The organism is Streptomyces bicolor (assembly GCF_000719285.1).
In the GTDB taxonomy this organism is placed as follows: domain Bacteria; phylum Actinomycetota; class Actinomycetes; order Streptomycetales; family Streptomycetaceae; genus Streptomyces; species Streptomyces bicolor.
On the sequence record NZ_JOFS01000009.1, the window covers coordinates 1 to 19825 of the forward strand.

General features: G+C 72.2%; 22 protein-coding genes and 1 pseudogene. 21 read left to right on the forward strand and 2 right to left on the reverse strand.

Going from position 1 to position 19825, the window contains the following annotated elements; all coding sequences use genetic code 11:
• From IF78_RS0113105 to IF78_RS0113170, 14 genes are all read left to right on the forward strand, one after another.
• Positions 1 to 379: methionine adenosyltransferase domain-containing protein (locus IF78_RS0113105; protein ID WP_031476631.1), on the forward strand; the 379-nt coding region annotated here is incomplete at its 5' end.
• A complete protein-coding gene (locus IF78_RS0113110; protein ID WP_051827788.1) occupies positions 379 to 1395 on the forward strand; it encodes a carbohydrate kinase family protein in 1017 nt (338 codons plus the stop codon). The genes IF78_RS0113105 and IF78_RS0113110, both read left to right, overlap by 1 nt.
• Positions 1392 to 2513 carry a DegT/DnrJ/EryC1/StrS family aminotransferase gene (locus IF78_RS0113115; protein ID WP_031476634.1) on the forward strand — a complete coding sequence of 374 codons (1122 nt, stop codon included), beginning with the start codon at positions 1392 to 1394 and terminating at the stop codon, positions 2511 to 2513. Before IF78_RS0113110 ends, IF78_RS0113115 begins: the two co-directional genes overlap by 4 nt.
• A complete protein-coding gene (locus IF78_RS0113120; protein WP_037640379.1) occupies positions 2506 to 3264 on the forward strand; it encodes a class I SAM-dependent methyltransferase in 759 nt (252 codons plus the stop codon). Before IF78_RS0113115 ends, IF78_RS0113120 begins: the two co-directional genes overlap by 8 nt.
• Complete coding sequence (locus IF78_RS0113125; RefSeq protein WP_324617252.1) at positions 3261 to 3872, forward strand: dTDP-4-dehydrorhamnose 3,5-epimerase family protein; 612 nt, start codon at positions 3261 to 3263, stop codon at positions 3870 to 3872. Before IF78_RS0113120 ends, IF78_RS0113125 begins: the two co-directional genes overlap by 4 nt.
• Entirely contained in the window at positions 3863 to 4870 is a 1008-nt protein-coding gene (locus IF78_RS0113130; RefSeq protein WP_031476640.1) for an NAD-dependent epimerase/dehydratase family protein, read from the forward strand. Before IF78_RS0113125 ends, IF78_RS0113130 begins: the two co-directional genes overlap by 10 nt.
• Entirely contained in the window at positions 4867 to 6282 is a 1416-nt protein-coding gene (locus tag IF78_RS0113135) for an NDP-hexose 2,3-dehydratase family protein (protein WP_051827790.1), read from the forward strand. The genes IF78_RS0113130 and IF78_RS0113135 overlap by 4 nt, the downstream gene beginning before the upstream one ends.
• Positions 6283 to 6351: 69 nt before the next feature.
• Positions 6352 to 7284 carry an alpha/beta hydrolase gene (locus tag IF78_RS0113140; RefSeq protein WP_031476644.1) on the forward strand — a complete coding sequence of 311 codons (933 nt, stop codon included), beginning with the start codon at positions 6352 to 6354 and terminating at the stop codon, positions 7282 to 7284.
• Positions 7285 to 7300: 16 nt separating this feature from the next.
• Positions 7301 to 8602 (forward strand): MFS transporter, encoded by a 1302-nt coding sequence (locus IF78_RS0113145; protein WP_051827886.1) that lies wholly within the window; start codon positions 7301 to 7303, stop codon positions 8600 to 8602.
• Positions 8599 to 8970, forward strand: coding sequence for an acyl carrier protein (locus IF78_RS47605; protein WP_031476648.1), 372 nt, complete (start codon positions 8599 to 8601; stop codon positions 8968 to 8970). The genes IF78_RS0113145 and IF78_RS47605 overlap by 4 nt, the downstream gene beginning before the upstream one ends.
• Positions 8967 to 9794, forward strand: a complete 828-nt coding sequence (locus IF78_RS0113155) for a 4'-phosphopantetheinyl transferase family protein (RefSeq protein ID WP_051827792.1) — start codon at positions 8967 to 8969, stop codon at positions 9792 to 9794. The genes IF78_RS47605 and IF78_RS0113155 overlap by 4 nt, the downstream gene beginning before the upstream one ends.
• Before the next feature lie 73 nt (positions 9795 to 9867).
• Entirely contained in the window at positions 9868 to 11427 is a 1560-nt protein-coding gene (locus IF78_RS0113160; RefSeq protein ID WP_031476650.1) for an acyl-CoA carboxylase subunit beta, read from the forward strand.
• 14 nt (positions 11428 to 11441) lie between these two features.
• Positions 11442 to 11672: an acyl-CoA carboxylase subunit epsilon gene (locus IF78_RS0113165; protein WP_031476652.1), complete on the forward strand. Its 231-nt coding sequence runs from the start codon at positions 11442 to 11444 to the stop codon at positions 11670 to 11672.
• Between the two features lie 65 nt (positions 11673 to 11737).
• Positions 11738 to 12223, forward strand: coding sequence for a nuclear transport factor 2 family protein (locus tag IF78_RS0113170; protein WP_031476654.1), 486 nt, complete (start codon positions 11738 to 11740; stop codon positions 12221 to 12223).
• A gap of 28 nt (positions 12224 to 12251) precedes the next feature.
• Here the strand turns inward: IF78_RS0113170 and IF78_RS0113175 are convergent, their stop codons facing one another.
• Complete coding sequence (locus tag IF78_RS0113175) at positions 12252 to 12911, reverse strand: TetR/AcrR family transcriptional regulator (protein WP_031476656.1); 660 nt, start codon at positions 12909 to 12911, stop codon at positions 12252 to 12254.
• 67 nt (positions 12912 to 12978) lie between these two features.
• On the opposite strand from IF78_RS0113175, the gene IF78_RS0113180 reads away from it, so the two are divergent.
• The 5 genes from IF78_RS0113180 to metF all read left to right on the forward strand — a co-directional run bounded on the left by IF78_RS0113180 (position 12979) and on the right by metF (position 17691).
• Positions 12979 to 14520 carry an MFS transporter gene (locus IF78_RS0113180; RefSeq protein ID WP_051827794.1) on the forward strand — a complete coding sequence of 514 codons (1542 nt, stop codon included), beginning with the start codon at positions 12979 to 12981 and terminating at the stop codon, positions 14518 to 14520.
• A 7-nt stretch (positions 14521 to 14527) separates the two neighbouring features.
• Positions 14528 to 15445, forward strand: a complete 918-nt coding sequence (locus tag IF78_RS0113185) for an aldo/keto reductase (RefSeq protein ID WP_031476658.1) — start codon at positions 14528 to 14530, stop codon at positions 15443 to 15445.
• Positions 15446 to 15529: 84 nt separating this feature from the next.
• Complete coding sequence (locus IF78_RS0113190) at positions 15530 to 16135, forward strand: NADPH-dependent FMN reductase (RefSeq protein WP_031476660.1); 606 nt, start codon at positions 15530 to 15532, stop codon at positions 16133 to 16135.
• 113 nt (positions 16136 to 16248) lie between these two features.
• Positions 16249 to 16599, forward strand: a complete 351-nt coding sequence (locus IF78_RS0113195) for a DoxX family protein (protein WP_031476662.1) — start codon at positions 16249 to 16251, stop codon at positions 16597 to 16599.
• Positions 16600 to 16779: 180 nt separating this feature from the next.
• Positions 16780 to 17691 (forward strand): methylenetetrahydrofolate reductase [NAD(P)H], encoded by a 912-nt coding sequence (metF, locus tag IF78_RS0113200; protein WP_051827796.1) that lies wholly within the window; start codon positions 16780 to 16782, stop codon positions 17689 to 17691.
• 53 nt (positions 17692 to 17744) lie between these two features.
• On the opposite strand, the gene IF78_RS0113205 is transcribed toward metF, so the two are convergent.
• Positions 17745 to 18308, reverse strand: a complete 564-nt coding sequence (locus IF78_RS0113205) for an MmyB family transcriptional regulator (protein ID WP_234439704.1) — start codon at positions 18306 to 18308, stop codon at positions 17745 to 17747.
• A gap of 47 nt (positions 18309 to 18355) precedes the next feature.
• Here IF78_RS0113205 and IF78_RS0113210 point away from each other — a divergent pair.
• A pseudogene (locus IF78_RS0113210) lies at positions 18356 to 18604 on the forward strand (XdhC family protein); the annotation flags it as partial.
• A 240-nt stretch (positions 18605 to 18844) separates the two neighbouring features.
• Positions 18845 to 19717, forward strand: a complete 873-nt coding sequence (locus IF78_RS0113215) for an LLM class F420-dependent oxidoreductase (protein ID WP_031476670.1) — start codon at positions 18845 to 18847, stop codon at positions 19715 to 19717.
• The last annotated feature ends 108 nt before the right edge of the window (positions 19718 to 19825 follow it).

The window sequence follows — 19825 nt, forward strand, 5'->3', positions numbered from 1 at the left end:
TGGCGCGTTCTCCGGCAAGGACCCGTCCAAGGTGGACCGTTCGGCGGCGTACGCGATGCGCTGGGTCGCCAAGAACGTCGTCGCGGCGGGTCTGGCCGCGCGCTGCGAGGTGCAGGTGGCGTACGCGATCGGCAAGGCCGAGCCGGTCGGCCTGTTCGTCGAGACCTTCGGCACCGAGACGACCGGAGTGGCGAGGATCCAGGCGGCCATCACCGAGGTCTTCGACCTCCGCCCGGCCGCCATCATCCGTGACCTGGACCTGCTCCGCCCGATCTACGCCCAGACCGCGGCCTACGGCCACTTCGGCCGTGAGCTGCCGGAGTTCACCTGGGAACGCACCGACCGCGTGGACGCCCTGCGGAAGGCGGCCGGGGCCTGATGCGTATCGCCGTCACGGGCTCCATCGCCACCGACCATCTGCTGTCCTTCCCCGGCCGGTTCGCCGAGCAGTTCGTCGCCGACCGGCTGGACCGGGTCTCCCTGTCCTTCCTCGCCGACAGCCTGGAGGTGCGCCGCGGGGGAGTGGCCGCCAACATCGCCCTGGGACTGGCCCGGCTGGGCCTCACACCGGTGCTGGTGGGCGCGGCCGGCACGGACTTCGCGGACTACGCGGCCTGGCTGCGCGAGAACGGCGTGGCCACGGACGCGGTGCTGGTCAGCGAGACCCTGCACACCGCCCGCTTCGTGTGCACGACCGACCTCGACCACAACCAGATCGCCACCTTCTACGCCGGTGCGATGGCCGAGGCCTCCCGCATCAGCCTCGCCTCCGTCACCGAGCACAGCGGCCGGCCCGACCTGGTGGTCGTGGGACCCAACGACCCCGGGGCGATGCTGCGGCACACCGAGGAGTGCCGGCAGCACCGCATCCCGTTCGCCGCCGACCCCTCCCAGCAGCTCGCCCGTCTCGCACCCGACGAGGTACGTCAACTGGTCGCCGGGGCGGAGCTGCTGTTCACCAACGAGTACGAGGCCGCGCTTCTCCTCGAGCGCGCCGACTGGACCGAGGACGAGGTGCTGCGGCGCACCGGCGCCTGGATCGTCACGCGCGGCGCCGACGGAGTCGACGTCGCCCGCGCCGGACACGAGCGGCTGCACATCGACGCCGTACCGACCACCCGGGCCGTCGACCCCACCGGAGTCGGCGACGCGTTCCGCGCGGGCTACCTCGTGGGAACCGCCCGTGGCCTGCCGCCCGAGCGGGCCGCCCGGCTGGGCTGTGCCCTGGCCACCGTCGTCCTGGAGACGGTCGGCACCCAGGAGTACGCGCTGACCCCGGCCGATCTGCTCCGCCGTATCGAAGCCGCCTACGGCCCGGCCGCCGCCCACGAGACCCGGCCCGGACTGGGCCCCGACCGAACCCCGAGCAACGTCAAGCAGGAGGCGATCGCGTGACCACCCGAGTCTGGGACTATCTGCCGGAGTACGCAGTCGAGAAGGACGACATCCTGGACGCCGTACAGAAGGTGTTCGGGTCCGGTCAGCTGGTGCTGGGCGAGAGCGTCAAGGGCTTCGAGGCCGAGTTCGCCGCCTACCACGGGCTGCCGTATGCCACCGGCGTCGACAACGGCACCAACGCGCTCAAGCTCGCCCTTCAGGCGCTGGGCATCGGCCCCGGCGACGAGGTCATCACGGTGTCCAACACGGCCGCGCCGACCGTCGTCGCCATCATCGGCGCCGGAGCCACACCCGTCTTCGTGGACGTCCGCGAAGAGGACTTCCTCATCGACACCGACCAGGTCGAGGCCGCCATCACGCCCCGCACCAAGGCGCTCCTGCCGGTCCACCTCTACGGCCAGAGCGTCGACATGGAGCCGCTCAAGCGCATCGCCGAGCAGCACGGGCTGAAGATCCTGGAGGACTGCGCCCAGTCGCACGGCGCCCGTCACCACGGCCGGCTCACCGGCACCATGGGCGACGCGGCGGCCTTCTCCTTCTACCCCACCAAGGTCCTCGGCGCGTACGGCGACGGCGGCGCGGTCGTCACCGCCGACGAGGAGACCGAGCGGGCCATGAAGCAGCTGCGCTACTACGGCATGGACAAGGTCTACTACGTGGTGCGCTCGCCGGGCCACAACTCCCGCCTGGACGAGGTGCAGGCGGAGATCCTGCGCCGCAAGCTCACCCGCCTCGACGCCTATGTCGCAGGCCGCAACGCAGTAGCCCGCCGCTACGAGGAGCAGCTCGCCGACGTCACCGGCCCGGGCGGACTGCTGCTGCCCACCACCAACCCGGGCAACACCCACGTCTACTACGTGTACGTCGTCCGCCACCCGAAGCGTGACGCGATCATCGAGGCGCTCAAGGCCTACGACATCCACCTCAACATCAGCTACCCCTGGCCGGTGCACACCATGTCCGGCTACGAGCACCTCGGGTGGGCCGAGGGATCCCTGCCGGTCACCGAGAAACTGGCCGGCGAGATCTTCTCGCTGCCGATGTATCCCTCGCTGTCGGAGGGGCTCCAGGACAAGGTCATCGGTGCGCTGCGGGAGGTGCTGGCCCGTGTCTGAGGCATCCGGATCCCTGGGCATCTACGACGTCGGTGACGTCTACGACGCGATCTACAACGGGCGCGGCAAGGACTACCGCGCCGAGTCCGCCGTCGTCGCGAAGCACATCCGCTCCCGATTCCCGGCCGCCGCCTCCCTGCTGGACGTCGGCTGCGGCACCGGCGGCCATCTCGGTCACTTCGCCGAGGAGTTCGGCGACGTGCGCGGCATCGACCTGGCCGACGGCATGCTCGACGTCGCCCGCCGCAACCACCCCGGCATCCCCGTCGAGCGCGCCGACATGCGCGGCTTCCGGCTGGGGCGCCGCTTCGACGCCGTCGCCTGCCTCTTCGCGGCCATCGGCAACCTCACCGGCGAGGACGAACTGGCCGCCACCCTGCGGTCGTTCGCCGACCACCTGGTCCCGGGCGGCGTCGCCGTCCTCGAACCCTGGTGGTTCCCGGAGAACTTCACGCCGGACCACGTCGGCGGAAGCGTCGTCACCCACGGCGGCATGACCGTCGCCCGCGTCTCCCACACGGTCCTGCACGGCACGGGCGACGCCAGCCGCATGGACGTGCACTACCTGGTCGCCCGCCCGGGCCAGGACGTCCGGCACTTCTCCGACACCCATGTCATGGCCCTCTACAGCAGGGCCCAGTACGAGGCCGCCTTCACCGCGGCCGGGTTCACGGTCGAGTACGTCACCGGTGAGTACCCCGGCAACGGCCTCTTCGTCGGCGTCAAGTCCGTCAACCAGGAAGGCGAGTGAGCGCCGTGCAGGTGCACAAGCTCGGCATCGAGGGTGCCTTCGAGTTCACGCCCCAGGTCTACAAGGACGACCGAGGCCTGTTCTCCTCCCCGTACCAGCAGGCGGCGTTCACCGAAGCCACCGGCCGGCCGCTGTTCCCCGTGAAGGACATCAGCCACAACCTCTCCGCCCGCGGCGTGCTGCGCGGCATCCACTACACCGCCACGCCGCCCGGCCGCGCCAAGTACGTCTACTGCCCCTACGGCCGTGTCCAGGACTTCCTGATCGACCTGAGGGTGGGCTCGCCCACCTTCGGCCAGTGGGAGGCCACCGAGATCGGCGGCGACGACTGCCGCGCCCTGTACATCCCGGTCGGTGTCGGCCACGCCTTCCTGTCCCTGCGGGACGACTCGATGGTCGTCTACGTGATGTCGGAGGGCTACGTCCCCGAGAACGAGCGTGCCGTCAGCCCGCTCGACCCCGAACTCGGGCTGCCGCTCCCGGCGGGCATCGAGGCCGCCCAGTCGCAGCGTGACCTGACCGCGCCCACCCTCGCGGAGGCCCGGGAGCGGGGCCTGCTGCCCACGTACGAGGCCTGCCAAGAGGTGGAGGCACAGCTGTGGCCGTGAACCCCCCGCTCGTGGTGCTGCTCGGCGCCACCGGATTCGTCGGCTCGGCCGTGCTGCGCGAACTCGCCCGGCGCCCGCTGCGGATCAGGGCCGTCTCCCGCCGCCCCGCGCAGGTCCCGGCCGACGCCCGCGCCCAGATCGAGGTGCGGGCCACCGACCTCACCGCGCCCGGCGCGATCGCCGAGGCGGTCGACGGCGCCGACGTGGTGATCCACACCGTGCTGTACAGCGCCGGCGCGACGACCTGGCGCGTCGAGGACGGCGACACCGCCGCCGAACGCGTCAACGTCGGCCTGGTCCGCGACCTCGTCGAGGCCCTGCGCGAGCGCCGCACCGCCGACGGCACACCCGTACGGGTCCTCTGGGCGGGCGCCGCCTCGCAGGCCGGCCCGCTCGACAAGGAGGTCCTCGACGGCACCGAGACCGACCGGCCCAAGGGCGAGTACGACCGGCAGAAGCTCACCGCCGAACGGCTGCTGCTGGCCGCCGACGCCGAGGGCGTGCTGCGCGGCGCCGCGATCCGGCTGCCCACCGTCTTCGGCTACGGCCCCGAGTCCACCGCCCGCGACAAGGGCGTCGTCACCCTCATGGTGCGCCGCGCCCTGTCCGGCGAGTCGATCACCATGTGGCACGACGGCACGGTCCGCCGCGACCTGCTCTACGTCGAGGACGTGGCCCGCGCCTTCTCCGCCGCCGTGGACCACGCGGACGCGCTCGCCGGCCGGCACTGGCTGCTCGGCACCGGCCGGGGCGAGCCGCTCGGCGAGGTCTTCACCACGGTCGCGGCCCTGGTCGCCGAGCAGACGGGCAAGCCCGCGGTCCCGGTGGTCTCCGTGCCCCCGCCCGCGCACGCCGAGGCGGGCGACTTCCGCAGCGTCACCATCGACGCCTCGGCGTTCCGTGCCGCCACCGGCTGGCACCCCGGGACACCGCTGGGCGAGGCGCTGCGCCGCACGGTCGCGTTCTGCGCCGAGGGCCGCGAGGGGAGCCTGACGTGACCGCGCCCGCGGCCCCCTCGCTCCCGACCGCGCCGGTGCTGCGCTCCCGCGCCGCCGAGGACCTGGCAGCCCGCCTGGCCCGGTCGGCCGCCGCCACCGACGCCGGGCACGGCATGCGCACCACCGACGTCGACGACTGGCTCGCCGGACGGGCCGGCGCCCACCGCTTCCGCGTACGGCGCCACCCGCTCGGCCGGCTCGACGGCTGGTCCTTCGCCGAGGGCACCGGCAACCTGGTGCACCACACCGGGAAGTTCTTCAGCGTCGAAGGACTGTCCGTCACCCTCAGCGAGGGCTCGGTGCGCTCCTGGCAGCAGCCCATCATCCGGCAGCCCGAGGTCGGCATCCTCGGCATCCTCGCCAAGGAGTTCGACGGGGTCCTGCACTTCCTGATGCAGGCCAAGATGGAGCCCGGCAACCGCAACATCCTCCAGCTGTCGCCGACCGTGCAGGCGACCCGGAGCAACTACTCCACCGTGCACCGCGGTTCGAAGGTGAAGTACCTCGAGTACTTCGCCGGACCCGGGCGGGCCCGCGTCCACGCGGACGTGCTCCAGTCCGAGCACGGCTCGTGGTTCTACCGCAAGGCCAACCGCAACATGCTGGTCGAGGTCGGCCCGGACACCGAGGTCCCGCTCGACGACGACTTCTGCTGGCTCACCCTGGGGCAGCTCGGCGAACTGCTGCGCCGCGACAACCTGGTCAACATGGACGCCCGTACGGTCATCGCCTGCTTCCCGCCGGCGCAGTCCTCCCCGGGCGCCCTGCTCACCGACGCCGAACTGCAGTCCTGGTTCACCGTCGAGCGCTCCCGGCACGATGTGGACATCCGGCGGATCCCGCTGGACGAGGTCGAGGGCTGGCAGCGCGGCGACGACGTGGTCGAGCGGCCCGACGGCCGGTACTTCCGGGTCGTCGGCGTCCGGGTCGAGGCCGGCAACAGGGAGGTCACCGGCTGGGACCAGCCCCTGTTCGAGCCCGCCGGCACCGGGGTCACGGCCTTCCTGTACCGCCGTATCGCCGGAGTGCCGCACCTGCTGGTGAACGCCAAGGTGGAGGCCGGGTTCCTGGACACGGTGGAACTCGCGCCCACCGTGCAGGCCAACCCCGGCAACTGGGAGCACCTGCCGCCCGGGGACCGCCCGCCGTTCCTGGACCTGGCGCTGGACGCCCCCGCCGACCGCGTGCGCTACGCGGCGATCCACTCGGAGGAGGGCGGCAGGTTCCTCAACGCCGAGAGCCGCTACCTCTTCGTCGAGACCGACGAGTCCCAGACCCCGCTGCGGCCGCCCGCCGGCTACCAGTGGGCGACCCCGGGCCAGCTGGGCGCGCTGACCGCCCACGGGCACTACGTCAACGTCCAGGCCCGGACCCTTCTGTCCTGCATCGACGCCGGCGCCGTACAGCTGTAGCGCCGCCTCACGGGGGACGGCCGGGCCCGTCCTGTGCGCGCGGCCGTCCCCGAGGAGAGGCATGACCGTATGACCACCGCCATCCCCGCCACGACCCCGCCCGGGTCCGCCCCGTCACCCGGTGTCCGCCGCATCACCCTGGACGCCGCCGGCCTCACCCTGTCCGCGCTGCTCGCCGAACCCGCGTACGGCGCGCCGCGCGCCGGCGTCGTCGCCCTGCACGGCGGCGGCATGAGCGCCGGCTACTTCGACGGCCGGGCGCGTCCGGGTCAGTCCCTGCTCGCCCTCGGCGCCCGGCTCGGCTACACCGTCCTCGCCCTGGACCGGCCCGGCTACGGTGCCTCCGCCCACGCCCTGCCCGAGGGCCAGCGCCTGGCCGAGCAGTCGGACAGCCTGCACGCCGCCCTCGACGACTTCGCCCGTCGGCACGACACCGGCGCCGGACTCCTGCTGCTCGCCCACTCCTACGGCGGCAAACTCGCCCTCACCGCGGCCGCCGACGACGCGCGACGCGGCCCGCACGACTCCGGTCGCGGCCTGCTAGGCCTGGACGTCTCCGGTCTCGGGCACCGGTACGCGGTGGCGGCGCGGGAGCTGCCGGACGAACACGGCCACGGTCACTGGACCCGGAACTGGGGCAAGCTGCGCCTGTATCCGCCGGGCACCTTCCGGGACAGCGGCGCGCTGGTCGCCCCCATGCCGGCGCGGGAGCGGGAGGAGGCAGCGCGCTGGCCGGAGACGTTCGCGTCGCTGGCCGCGCGGATCCGCGTCCCGGTGCGGCTCACGTTCGCCGAGTACGAGGCGTGGTGGCGGCACGACGACGACACCCTCGCCGCACTCCGGGAGCAGCTGGCCGGCGCGCCCCGGGTCGTGGTCGACCGGCTGCCCGGCGCCGGGCACAACATCAGCCTCGGCTGGGCTGCCCGCTCGTACCATCTGCGCGCCCTCGGCTTCCTGGAGGAGTGTCTCGCCCAGCGCGAGTGCGCCCCGGCCGGGCGCTGACGGACCGGTGACCGCCATGCTCGGAAAGACTCTCGCGAGCGGCCTGCGCTCCCTGTCGGTGCGCAACTTCCGCCTCTTCGCGGCCGGTCAGCTCGTCTCCGTGGCGGGCACCTGGATGATGGTCGTGGCACAGGACTGGCTGGTGCTCTCGCTGACCCGCGACTCCGCGGCGGCCCTCGCCACCGTGACGGCCCTGCAGTTCACGCCGCTGATGCTGTTCACCCTGTACGGCGGCAGGCTCGCCGACCGCCACGACAAGCGGAGCCTGCTGACGTGGGCCAACACGGTCTCCGCAGCCCTCGCCCTGGCTCTGGCGCTCCTCGACCTCTCCGGCTCGGCCCGCCTCTGGCACGTCTACTTCTTCGCGCTCGCCCTCGGCACGGTCAACGCCGTCGAGGTGCCGGCCCGGATGTCCTTCGTCGGCGAACTGGTCGGCGCGCGCCTGCTGCCCAACGCCTCCGCGCTCAGCGCCGCGTACTTCAATGTCGCCCGGGTCGCCGGGCCCGCCCTGGCGGGGCTGCTGATCAGCGCGTTCGGCACCGGGTGGGTGATGCTGCTGAACGCGGTGAGCTATGCGGCGACCGTGGCCGGGCTGCGCATGATGCGTACGGCCGAGCTGCATCGGCCGAAGCGGGCTGCCGGGCGGGGCGGGGTGACCGACGGGCTGCGGTATGTGACGAGCCGTCCGGACCTGCGGCTCCCCGTCGTGCTGATCGCGGTCGTCGGGTTGTTCGGCCTCAACTTCCAGCTGCTGCTGCCCCTGCTCGCGAAGACCGTCTTCCACGCAGACGCCGCCTCCTTCGGCCTGCTCACCACGGCCTTCGCGGCCGGTTCCCTGCTGGCCGCGCTGGTCGGCACGGGACGCCGCTCCCGCCCCTCGGCCGGTACGGTCGTCCTCTCCGCGCTCGCCTTCGGGGTCCTGGAGACGACGGCCGCCTGGGCGCCCGACTTCATGTCCGCGCTGGCTCTGCTGGCCCTGACCGGATTCGCCTCCCTGTACTTCGCCCAGGCCGCCAACCACCGCATCCAACTGGGCAGCGACCCCGTGTACCGGGGCCGGGTGATGGCCCTGTACACGCTGATCCTCCAGGGTTCGACGCCCCTGGGTGCCCTGCTCGTCGGGGGGCTGTCCCAGCGTCTGGGGGCACGTGCGGGGCTGCTGACCGGAGGGCTGGTGTCTACGGCGGCGGCGCTCGCGGCGTGGGCGGTGGTGCGCAGGGGGAGCGGCCGGGGCGAGGGCGACACCGGGCAGCGCGATGTTCAGGAACGCCGGCCGTCCCACGACCACCGGCACCCCACGAAAGGCGGTACGACATGACACTCGTCCCGGCCGCGACGGCCACGGCACCGCGGCGCCCCCGGCAGTCGGCCGGCCTGCCGGCCCCCGCCGTACTGCGCGCCATGCCCACCGACCTCCGCGTCCACACCCTGGAGGCCTGCCTGCGCCGCGAGTTGCAGCTCCGCCTGCGCGTCCCGCCCGCACACCGCGTCAGCGGCGACCGCCCCCTGCGCCGCCAGGGCGTTCACCCACTGCTGGCGCTGCAACTCAAGCGGGCCCTGGAGCACGCGCTCGATGTCGCGGTGCCGGCCGACCTGCTGTGCGAGGGGACACTCGGCGAGGTCGCGGAAACGCTGGCGGCCGGGCTCGGCGGCGGTCCGGAGGTTCACGAGGGCGGCAGTCCATGACCGTCCGCCACCGCGGCCGCTCAGTGCCGCAGGCACCCCGACTCTCCGTCGGCCCGGGCGAGGCGCACCTGTGGGCGCTGTGTCCGCCCACCGACGGCGAGGAACCCCGGGCGATCGGTGAGCTCGACGCGGAGGAGCGACGCCGGGCCGCCGGCTTCCTGCGGCCCGAGGACCGGCTGGCGTATCTGCACGCACACCTCGCGTTGCGCCGGCTGCTGTCGGCGTACACCGGCACCGCGCCGGGACTGCTCCGGTTGCGCAGAGCCCCGTGCCCCTACTGCGGCGGCCCGCACGGCCGTCCCGTCCTGCTGGGCCGGTCGGGTTCGCTGCACTTCTCCATGTCCCACAGCCACGGCCTCGTCCTGTACGGCGTGGCGGGGACCCCGGTCGGCGTGGACGTACAGCGCGTGCCCACCGCCAGGACGGTGCAGCTGTGCCTGCCCCGGCTGCACCCGGCGGAGCGGGAGGAGGTCGAGCGGGCACCGCAGGACCGGCGGCGCAGGGTCTTCGCGGAGCTGTGGGCACGCAAGGAGGCCTACCTGAAGGGCCTCGGCACGGGTCTGAGCCACGGGGTCGGCCAGGACTACCTCGGCGTGCACGCGAACGCCGGAGGGCACCGGGCACCGGACGGCTGGCTCGTGGCCGACCTGCAGGGCTGCCCCGAGCACGTGGCCGCCCTGGCGCTCGCGGCGACTACCGGCCACCGGGCCGCGCTCCACGAACTCCCGCACCACGTCACGCGGTTGCCGCCGCGGCGGGCCGCCGAGGAGATCGCCGCCGCGGAGCCCGTTCTGTGCATGCCCCTGCCGGCGCCGGCCCGATGACCGCGTCGACGACGTTTCGAGAGCTTTCACAGTCGAAGACAGCAGACGAAGAGAACAGAGGAGAACCAGAACCATGGGGGAGACCACCACGACCGGCCGGGTGGAAGAGCTCGACCAGCTCAGGGAGCTGGCCCGTCAGGGACCCGACCCGAAGGCCACCGAACGCCAGCACGCCAAGGGCAAGCTGACCGCCCGCGAACGGATCGAACTCCTGCTGGACAAGGGCAGCTTCACCGAGGTCGAGCCCCTGCGCCGGCACCGCGCCGTCGGCTTCGGACTGGAGGCCAGGCGGCCGTACACCGACGGAGTGGTGACCGGATGGGGCACCGTCGACGGCCGTACCGTCTTCGTCTACGCCCACGACTTCCGTATCTTCGGCGGCGCACTCGGCGAGGCGCACGCGCAGAAGATCCACAAGCTGATGGACATGGCACTGGCCGCCGGCGCCCCGCTCGTCTCGCTCAACGACGGCGCCGGCGCCCGCATCCAGGAAGGCGTGTCCGCGCTCGCCGGCTACGGCGGCATCTTCCGCCGCAACACCAAGGCCTCCGGCGTGATCCCGCAGATCTCGGTCATGCTCGGCCCCTGTGCCGGCGGCGCCGCCTACTCGCCCGCACTCACCGACTTCGTCTTCGCCGTACGGGACATCTCCCAGATGTTCATCACCGGGCCGGACGTCGTCCAGGCCGTCACCGGCGAGCAGGTGACGCAGAACGAACTCGGCGGCGCCGACGTGCACGGCGGCGTCTCCGGCGTGGCGCACTTCGTCTACGACGACGAGGAGCACTGCCTGGCCGAGGTGCGCTATCTGCTGTCCCTGCTGCCCGCCAACAACCGCGAGCTGCCGCCCACGGTGCGCGGCGCCGACCCGGCGGACCGCGCCGGCGACACGCTGCTCGACCTGGTCCCCGCGGACGGCAACCGCTCGTACGACATCCGCGCGGTGATCGAGGAACTCGTCGACGACGGCGAGTACATGGAGGTCCACGCCACCTGGGCGACCAACCTCGTGTGCGCACTGGCCCGCCTCGACGGCCATGTCGTCGGCATCGTCGCCAACCAGCCCGCCTCGATGGCCGGGGTGCTGGACATCAAGGCCAGCGAGAAGGGCGCGCGGTTCGTGCAGTTCTGCGACTCCTTCAACATCCCGCTGGTCACCCTGGTCGACGTGCCGGGCTTCCTGCCGGGCGTCGACCAGGAGCACGACGGCATCATCCGGCGCGGCGCCAAGCTGCTGTACGCCTACTGCAACGCCACCGTGCCGCGGATCTCCGTGGTGCTGCGCAAGGCCTACGGCGGCGCGTACATCGTGATGGACTCCCGGTCGATAGGCGCGGACATCGCGCTCGCCTGGCCGACCAACGAGATCGCGGTGATGGGCGCCGAGGGCGCGGCGAACGTGGTCTTCCGCCGGGAGATCGCCGAGGCCGAGGACCCCGAGGCGATGCGCCGCCGGAAGATCGAGGAGTACCGCACCGAGCTGGTCCACCCCTACTACGCCGCCGAGCGCGGCCTGGTCGACGACGTGATCGACCCCCGCGAGACCCGCGCGGTGCTCTGCCGCGCCCTCGCCATGCTGGCCGGCAAGGACGCCGAGCTGCCCCGCCGCAAGCACGGAAACCCGCCGCAGTGACAGGGGACGTACCGATGATCCAGGCGAACCACACCAATCCCGCGCAGCTGCTGCGCATCGAGAAGGGCAGCCCCGACCCCGAGGAACTGGCCGCGCTCACCGCGGTCCTGCTCTCCCGTACGGCCGCGGTCGGCGCCGAACCCGACGACCTGTCCCGCCGGCACCGGGCCGTCGCCCGCTGGCGCCGCCTCGAGCGGGCCCAGGGCTTCGACGGCCCGCGCAGCTGGCGGGGCGTCACCCGCTGAACACCCGGACCGGACAACGACCCGGACCAGCTGAAGACCCCGACCATCCGACATCAGGAGCAGCCATGACCACCGCCCACGACGAGTTGGCGTACCTCCGCGCCGAGGTGCGGACCCTCGGGGACCGCGCCGGGATCACCGAGGTGTGCGACCGCTATGTGCACCACCTGGACGCCGACCGCCACAACGACACCTGGTTCGGCTCGGTGTTCACCGAGGACGTCCAACTCACCTTCCCGTTCGGCGAGTACAAGGGCTTCGACGGCCTCGCGGGCTTCCAGCAGATGGCCCGTACGACCTTCGAGCGCACCCATCACCTCGCCGGGAACTACGCGATCGACCTCTACCCGGAGGGCGAGTCGGACCGGGCGCGCGTGCGTGCCCATCTGATGGCGGTGCACGTCCGGCAGCGGGAGGAGCCGGCCGCCCACTTCGACATCGGCGGGCACTACGACGCCGAGCTGGTGCGCACCCCGGTGGGATGGCGGATCCGGCGGTTCACCTTCGACCTGGTGTGGAACGCGGGCCAGGGGCCGAACGCCGCCCACTGAGCGAGCGGTCGGCCCCCGGCGGGGCGGCTCAGCCGCGGGGCAGATAACCGTGCAGGAAGGCGTGGACGCCGGCCGCGGCGATGTCGTGGGTCTCGGCGTCGGACAGCGCGTCCACGCCCGCCCGGTCGCGGCCCCAGGTGTTGGTCACCAGCACCACGAAGTGCTGTGCGGCGAGTTCGGAGTCCTGCACGTGCAGCAGCCCGCGCTCGGCGAGCCGGGCCATCCGGGCGGCGAGCGCGCGCTGCACGCGCAGCGGGCCGGCCTTCTGCCAGGCGTCGTGCAGGTCGCCGGGGAAGTTCTCGCCCTCGGCGTTGATCCGGGCGACGATCGCGAAGTGCTCGGTGAACTCCGGGCGCGGGCGTACCCAGTCCTTGGCGAGAGCCACCAGGTCGGCCTCCAGGTCGGCCGGGCTCGCCGTGCCGCCGAGACAGCGCTCGATCATCGCCTCGTGGGCCGCGGCCACCTGCTCCGAGCTGTCGATCAGCACGGTGGCGAAGAGCTGCTCCTTGTTCTCGAAGTGGTTGTAGATCGTGCGCGTCGAGACACTGGCCTCGGTGGCGATCATGTCGATGCTCGCGCCCTGGTAGCCGACCCGGCCGAAGACCTTCCGGGAGGCCGCCAGGATGGCCCGCCGCTTCTCCGGGAACCCCTTGCGCGGCCTGTTCTGCCCGCTGTCTGCACTGGCCATTGCGGCACCTCCTCATCGATTACAACGACCACTTTACACGTTGCAATGCACGTTGTACTTTACCTTCATGAGCGGTTCGCAGAAGCTCGACCACGCAGAGGTGCCGTCCGGCGCCGAGTTACCTCCGGGTGCCGGGGGACGCGCCAGGTCCGCACTGACCCTGGCCTCCGTACTCCTCGGCTATCTGATCGTCCCGATGGCCATGTCCGGCACGAGCATCGCGCTCCCGCGCATCGCCGCCGACCTCGGCGGCAGCGGCGGCGCCCTGCAGTGGGTGGTCACCGGCTACTTCCTGGCCGCCTCCTGCCTGATGCTCGTCGCGGGCTCGCTCGGTGATCTCTTCGGGCGGCGGCGGATCTTCGCCGTGGGAGCCGTGCTCTACGTCGTCAGTACGGCTGCCGCCGCGTTCGCCCCGCATGTGCTGCTGCTGGACGCGGCCCGGACCCTGTCCGGGGTGGGCGCGGCCGGCGTGATGGCCGGTGGCGGCGCCATCCTCGGCAGCACCTTCGAAGGGCCCGCCCGCACCCGTGCCTTCGCCATGGTCGGCACCTCGGTCGGCGTCGGCCTCGCCTTCGGCCCGACCTTCGCCGGCTGGCTGGTCAGCGCACTGGGCTGGCGCGCGATGTTCGGCGCCTTCGCCGGGGCGGGGCTTTTGCTGGTGGCCGGCACGCTGGTCCTGCGGGAGTCCTCCGCCGAGCACCGGCCGAAGTTCGACCTGCCCGGCACCATCGCCTTCGTCCTCGCCATCATCGGCCTGATGTACGGCACCAACCAGGTGGCGTCGGCGGGCTGGACCAGCCTCCGGGTGCTCGGCTTCCTGGGTGCCGGTCTGCTCATGCTCGTGGTCTTCGTCGCCCTGGAACGGCGTACCGAACACCCGGTCCTGGACCTGGCGTTGCTGCGCGGCGGCCCCTTCGCCGGCTGGCTGCTCGCCGCGCTGACTACGGCCGTCGGCACCGTCGGCGTCCTGGTCTACCTGCCGACCTACCTCCAGGGCGCGGGCGACTTCTCCGCCGGGGACGCGGGCACCCTGATGCTGGCGATGACCCTGCCGGTCCTGGCGGTGCCCCCGCTGGCCGGCAAGCTGGTGAACCAGGGCGTGCCCGCCCGGCTCCTGATCGCCCTGGCCGTCGCCCTCATCGCCGGCGGCAACGCCTGGATGACCGTGCTGGCCCCGGACTCCGGTGCCGTGCAGCTCGTCGGCCCGCTGCTGCTGATCGGCGTGGGCAACGGTCTGTCCGCCGCGCTCGTCGACGCCCAGGCGATGGAGCACGTGCCCCCCGACCGCATCGGCATGGCCTCCGGCCTGCTGAACACCGCCCGCGGCGGCGCCAACGCGCTGGTCCTCGCGGTCTTCGGCGCGGCCCTGATCAGCCTGATGCAGTCCGAGGTCGGCGGCCGGGAGCAGGCCGGCAAGGTGGCCGCGGGCGACCTCGACGGCGGCTCCCGCGCCTTCCTCGCCGAGCAGTACACCGAGGCCTGGCATGTCGTGCTGTGGACGGTGACGGCCCTGTGCGTGCTGTCGGGCCTGGTGATCCACCGCCTGGTCGGCAGCACCGCCCGCGGCGCGGCGCGGCCCGCCGAGGCCGCCGTATCGGACGAGGGGTGAGGCGGAGATGCGCACACCACTCCCAGTCACGCCCATGGGCGCCACCGGCCTCGTGGTCCCCGTCCAGGGGCTCGGCTGCATGCGGATGACCGAACCGGCCACGCTCACCGGCCCGTCCGAGGCCGCCGCCGTCATCAACCACGCGCTGGACCTCGGCGCGACGGTGATCGACACCTCCGACATGTACGGCCGCGGCCGCAACGAGGAGATGGTCGGCCGCGCCATCCGCCACCGCCGTGCCGAGGCCGTGCTGTGCACCAGGTTCGGCGTGGTCTTCGGCCCCGGCGACAGCTGGTCGGTGCGCGGCGACGCCCCCTTCGTACGGGCGTCCTGCGAGGCCAGCCTGAAGCGCCTCGGCACCGACGTGATCGACCTGTACTACCTGGCCCGGCCGCAGGTGAACGTGCCGCTGGAGGAGACCATCGGCGCCATGGCCGACCTGGTCGCCGAGGGCAAGGTGCGCCACATCGGGCTCAGCGAGGTCAGCGGCGAGGAACTGCGCCGCGCCCACGCCGTCCACCCCGTCTCCGCGGTGCAGTCGGAGTGGTCGCTGGGCGCCCGCCGGATCGAGGCGATGGTGCCGGTCTGCGCCGAACTCGGCGTCGGCGTGGTGCCGTTCTCGCCGAACGGCCGCGGGCTGCTCAGCGCCCGGGACGACCGGTCGGCGCAGATCGCGCGGACCTTCCCGGGCCGGGAGGCGCTGCCCGACGTACTGCGCGGGATCGCCGGTGCCCGGGGTGTGCGGCCCGGCCAGATCGCGCTGGCCTGGGTGCACCACCGGGCCGGGGTCTGGGGCATTGCGGTCACCCCGATCCCCGGCACCAGGCGGCTGGACCACCTGGAGGAGAACGTCGCCGCGGCGGGCATCGACCTCGACGACGGCGAACTGGCCCGGCTCGACGCCGCGTCCATGGCGGGCGTGTGAGCCGCGTCCATGGCGAGCGTGCGCGTCGGCCACCCAACTCCACACCCTTTCCCTTCCGTTCAACCTGATGAGGAGCAACTCACCATGTCCACACAGACCCTGAAGCTCGCCGTCATCCTCGGATCGGTCCGCGAGGGCCGGTTCGGTGAGGTCGTGACGAACTGGTTCGCCGGGCTGGCCAAGGAGCACAGCGCCTTCGACGTCGAGGTCGTCGACCTCTCCGAGACGGAGCTGCCGCTCGTCCTTCCGGCGATTCCGCCCGCCATGGCGACCGAGGAGGTGCGTCCGGCCGAGATGCTGCCGCTCTCCGCGAAGCTGGCCGCGGCCGACGCGTTCGTCGTGGTGACCCCCGAGTACAACCACAGCTTCCCGGCCTCCCTGAAGGCCCTCATCGACTGGCACTTCACCGAGTGGCAGGCCAAGCCGGTCGGCTTCGTCTCCTACGGCGCTCAGAGCGGCGGCCTGCGTGCCGTCGAGCAGCTGCGCCAGGTCTTCGCCGAGATGCACGCCGTCACCATCCGCGACGGTGTCGCCTTCCCGTTCTACTGGGAGGCGTTCGGCGAGGACGGCGCGCCGCGTGACACCGAGGGCACGAGCGGCGCCGTCAAGGTGATGCTCGACGAGCTCGCCTGGTGGGGCAACGCCCTCCACGAAGCCCGCGCCAAGTCGCCTTACACCCCCGAGGCCTGACGCGGCACGGGACGGGGGCGTGCCCGCCCCTCGTGGGCACGCCCCCTCCCACCCCTTTGCCCCACCTGTCTCACTCACCGTCCCCACCCCGCTCATCACTCCCCGGAGGAGTCATGTTCATCGCGTACGTCGTGCTCGCCGTCCTGGTGTCGGTCCTGCTGGTCTTCTCCGGCCGCAGCATGCTCGTCAAGGACAAGGACATCGTCGAGACGCTGACCCGGCTCGGCGTGCCGGACAGCTGGTACACCATGCTGGCGCTGCTGAAGTTCGCCGGCGCCCTGGGCCTGCTGATCGGCATCTTCTACCGGCCGCTGGGCATCGCCGCCGCCGTCGGCGTGGTGCTCTTCTTCATCGGTGCGGTCGTCTCGCACCTGCGCGTCAAGGACGTCAAGGGCGTTCCGGTGCCGTTCGTCCTGGTGCTGGTGTCGGCCGCCCCGCTGGTGCTGGGCCTCGCCACCCTGTGACGGCGCGCGTCGGAGCGCACCCTTCGATCGGCCCGTACGGACCACGCGTACGGGCCGATCGCACGCCCGGCACGTCCGGTCACGGACACCCGACCGACCTTACAAAATCTGACACACCACAACTTTCCCTGACATTGGATGTATTGACCCACTCTCCGGCATTGAAGAAGCTCTTGAGACATGACGACGACTCTGCGTGAGGTGCTCGCCCGCGACCTCGCAGCCGGTACGCCCACGTTCTCCTTCGAGTTCTTCGCGCCGAAGACCGAGTCCGGGACCCGCAGCCTCTGGGACGCCGTACGCCGGATCGAGCCGCTGTCACCGACCTTCGTGTCGGTCACCTACGGGGCGGGAGGCTCCTCGAAGGACCGCACGGTCGAGGTGACGCAGCAGATCGCGGCCCAGACCACCCTGCGGCCGGTCGCCCATCTGACCGCCGTCGGCCACAGCGTTGCCGAACTGCGCCACATCATCGGCCAGTACGCGGACGCCGGCGTCCGTGACGTCCTCGTCCTGCGCGGCGACCCGCCCGGCGATCCCGACGGCCCCTGGATCCCCCACCCTCAGGGCTTCACCCACGCGCACGAACTCGTCTCCCTGGTACGGGACATCAGCGACTTCAGCATCGGCGTCGCGGCCTTCCCCGAGCGCCACCCCCGTTCCGCCGACTGGGCCGACGACATCCGGCACTTCGTGGCCAAGTGCCGTGCCGGGGCGGACTACGCCATCACGCAGATGTTCTTCCACGTCGACGACTACCTGAGGCTGCGCGACCGGGTGGCGGCCGCCGGCTGCGGCACACCGATCATCCCCGAGATCATGCCGGCCACCGACGTCCGTCAGATCCGCCGCTTCGCCCGGCTCAGCAACGCGTCCTTCCCCGAGGACCTGGCCCACCGCCTCGACGCGGCCCGCGACAACCCCGCCGAGGGCCACCGCATCGGCGTCGCCCACGCCACGCACATGGCCGACCGCCTCCTGACCGAGGGCGCCCCCGGCCTGCACTACATCACCCTGAACCGCTCGACGGCGACGTACGAGATCCACCAGAACCTGGGCCTGACCCGCCGGCGGACGCCGACGCCGGCGTAGGGGCCTGAACCTGCGGCCGGCGCTTCCTTGCCGACGGGGAGAGAACCCCGGATCTAAGGGTGACGGGGGCGAATGCGGCGTACTTCGTCATTGGCCGTCTGCGGCTTCTTGTGCGTATCGGCCCAGGTCGCCAGCAGGGTGAGACCGTCAGCGCTGGGCGTACCGGGATCTTCGGTGTAGGTGGTGATGGAGACGTGCGGGTCGCCGGGCAGTGCGAAGTCGTCGTACGCGAGTTCCATCGTGCCGACGACCGGGTGGTGTACGACCTTGCGTCCGCGTGAGTGGCGGCGCACGTTGTGCTTGGCCCAGCGGGTGGCGAAATCGGTGCTGCGGGCGGAGAGCTCGCCGATGAGTTCGGTCACCTGCTGGTCCAGCGGGTCCCGCCCGGCGGTCGCGCGCAGGACCGCGACCAGCAGGTTCTTCGCCTCGTCGATGTCGGCGTAGAAAGCCTCCGCGCGCGGGTCGAGGAATACGTACCTGGCGAAGTTCGGTGGCTGCTGGGCCATGGTGAACAGGTCGGCGTACAGAGCGCGGCCCAGGTCATTGGCGGCGAGGAGGTCGAGGCGGCCGTTCTGTACGACGGCGGGCACGCTCATGGAGTCGAGGACCTGCTGCACCGACGCGGTGATGGGGGAGGTGCGCTTGGGGCGCTTGCGGCGTGAGCCTTCGCCAGGCCGGTGTACCCGAGGCCCGACTGGCCCGGCTGCGCTCACCGATCGGGCTCGACCTCGGCGCCCGCACACCCGAGGAGACAGCCGTCTCCATCACCGCGGAGATCATCTCCCACGCCAACCACGCCACCGGCCTGCCCCTGTCCGACGGCACGGGGCCGATTCACGGACCGCTCGTCCGACGCCAGGCCGACGGTCGAAGGACCCCCGACGATGCCGCACGCGTCGGCGTGGGCAGCTGAGGCCAACCGGTCGGCCTGCGCACGGCGGGGCCGAATCCCCTTCTCGGCGAAGGGCCCCGTCCCATCCTGCTGTGGCATGGCCGACGTCTCCGAACCCCCGCAGCCGGCTCTGGCAGCGCTCGACTTGCATCTGACCACGAGGGAGGATCCTGAAGTGCCAACGGGAAGAACCGGCGGCACCCTCCGGTTGGCACCGAAGTACGGCTGTCGCGCACACCGACCGGAGGGAAACCGCCACTCATGACCGACAACTTGAAGGAAACCGTCGGACGGTACGGCATCTGGAGCAGCGCCCTGCGCTTCGGGAACCCGTCCCGCAACGGTGAACTCGCCGAGGCAGCCGTGGAGTTGGAGGAACTGGGCTACGGCGCGCTCTGGCTCGGCGGCAACACCTCCGCCCGCGACGCCGCCCCGCTGATCGACGCGACCTCCCGGATCGTGGTCGGCACCAGCATCCAGAGCATCTGGGAGCACGAGCCCGCCGCCACCGCCGCGAGCTTCGCCGAACTGGACTCCGCGCACCCCGGCCGCTTCGCCCTGGGCCTCGGCGTCAGCCACGCCAAGCTCGCGGAGCAGTACCGGCGCCCCTACTCGGCCCTGGTGTCCTACCTGGACGCCCTGGACGAGGCGGGCCACCCCGCGGACCGCCGCCTCCTCGCGGCCCTCGGCCCGAAGACCATCGACCTCGCCCGGGACCGCGCCGCCGGCTCCATCCCGTATCTGGTCACCGCCGACCACACGGCCGCGTCCCGCGAGCGCCTGGGCGACGCCCCGCTGCTGGCCCCGGAGCTGAAGGTCGTCCTGGAGTCCGACCCGACCCGAGCCCGCACCCTGGCCCGCGACTACCTCGCCATGTACCTGGCCCTCCCCAACTACACCAACAACTTCCTCCGCAACGGCTTCACGGAGGACGACCTGGCGAACGGCGGCAGCGACCGCCTCATCGACGCGGTCTACGCCTGGGGCGACGAAACACAGATCCGCGCCCGCATCGACGAGTACATCGCCGCGGGCGCGGACCACGTGGCCCTCCACATCGTGGACGGCGGCACGCCCTCGGGAGAGTCCCTCCCGAGGGAGGCCTGGAGCAAGCTTGCTTCTCTACTGATGTGAGCTTCGGGAAGAAACTTCCTCTGACCAGCAAAAACGCCCTCCCGGTGGGAGGGCGGAGACGGGGCGCCCCCGGCGGGAGCCGCAACCAAGGGCTGGTCTGCCGTACCC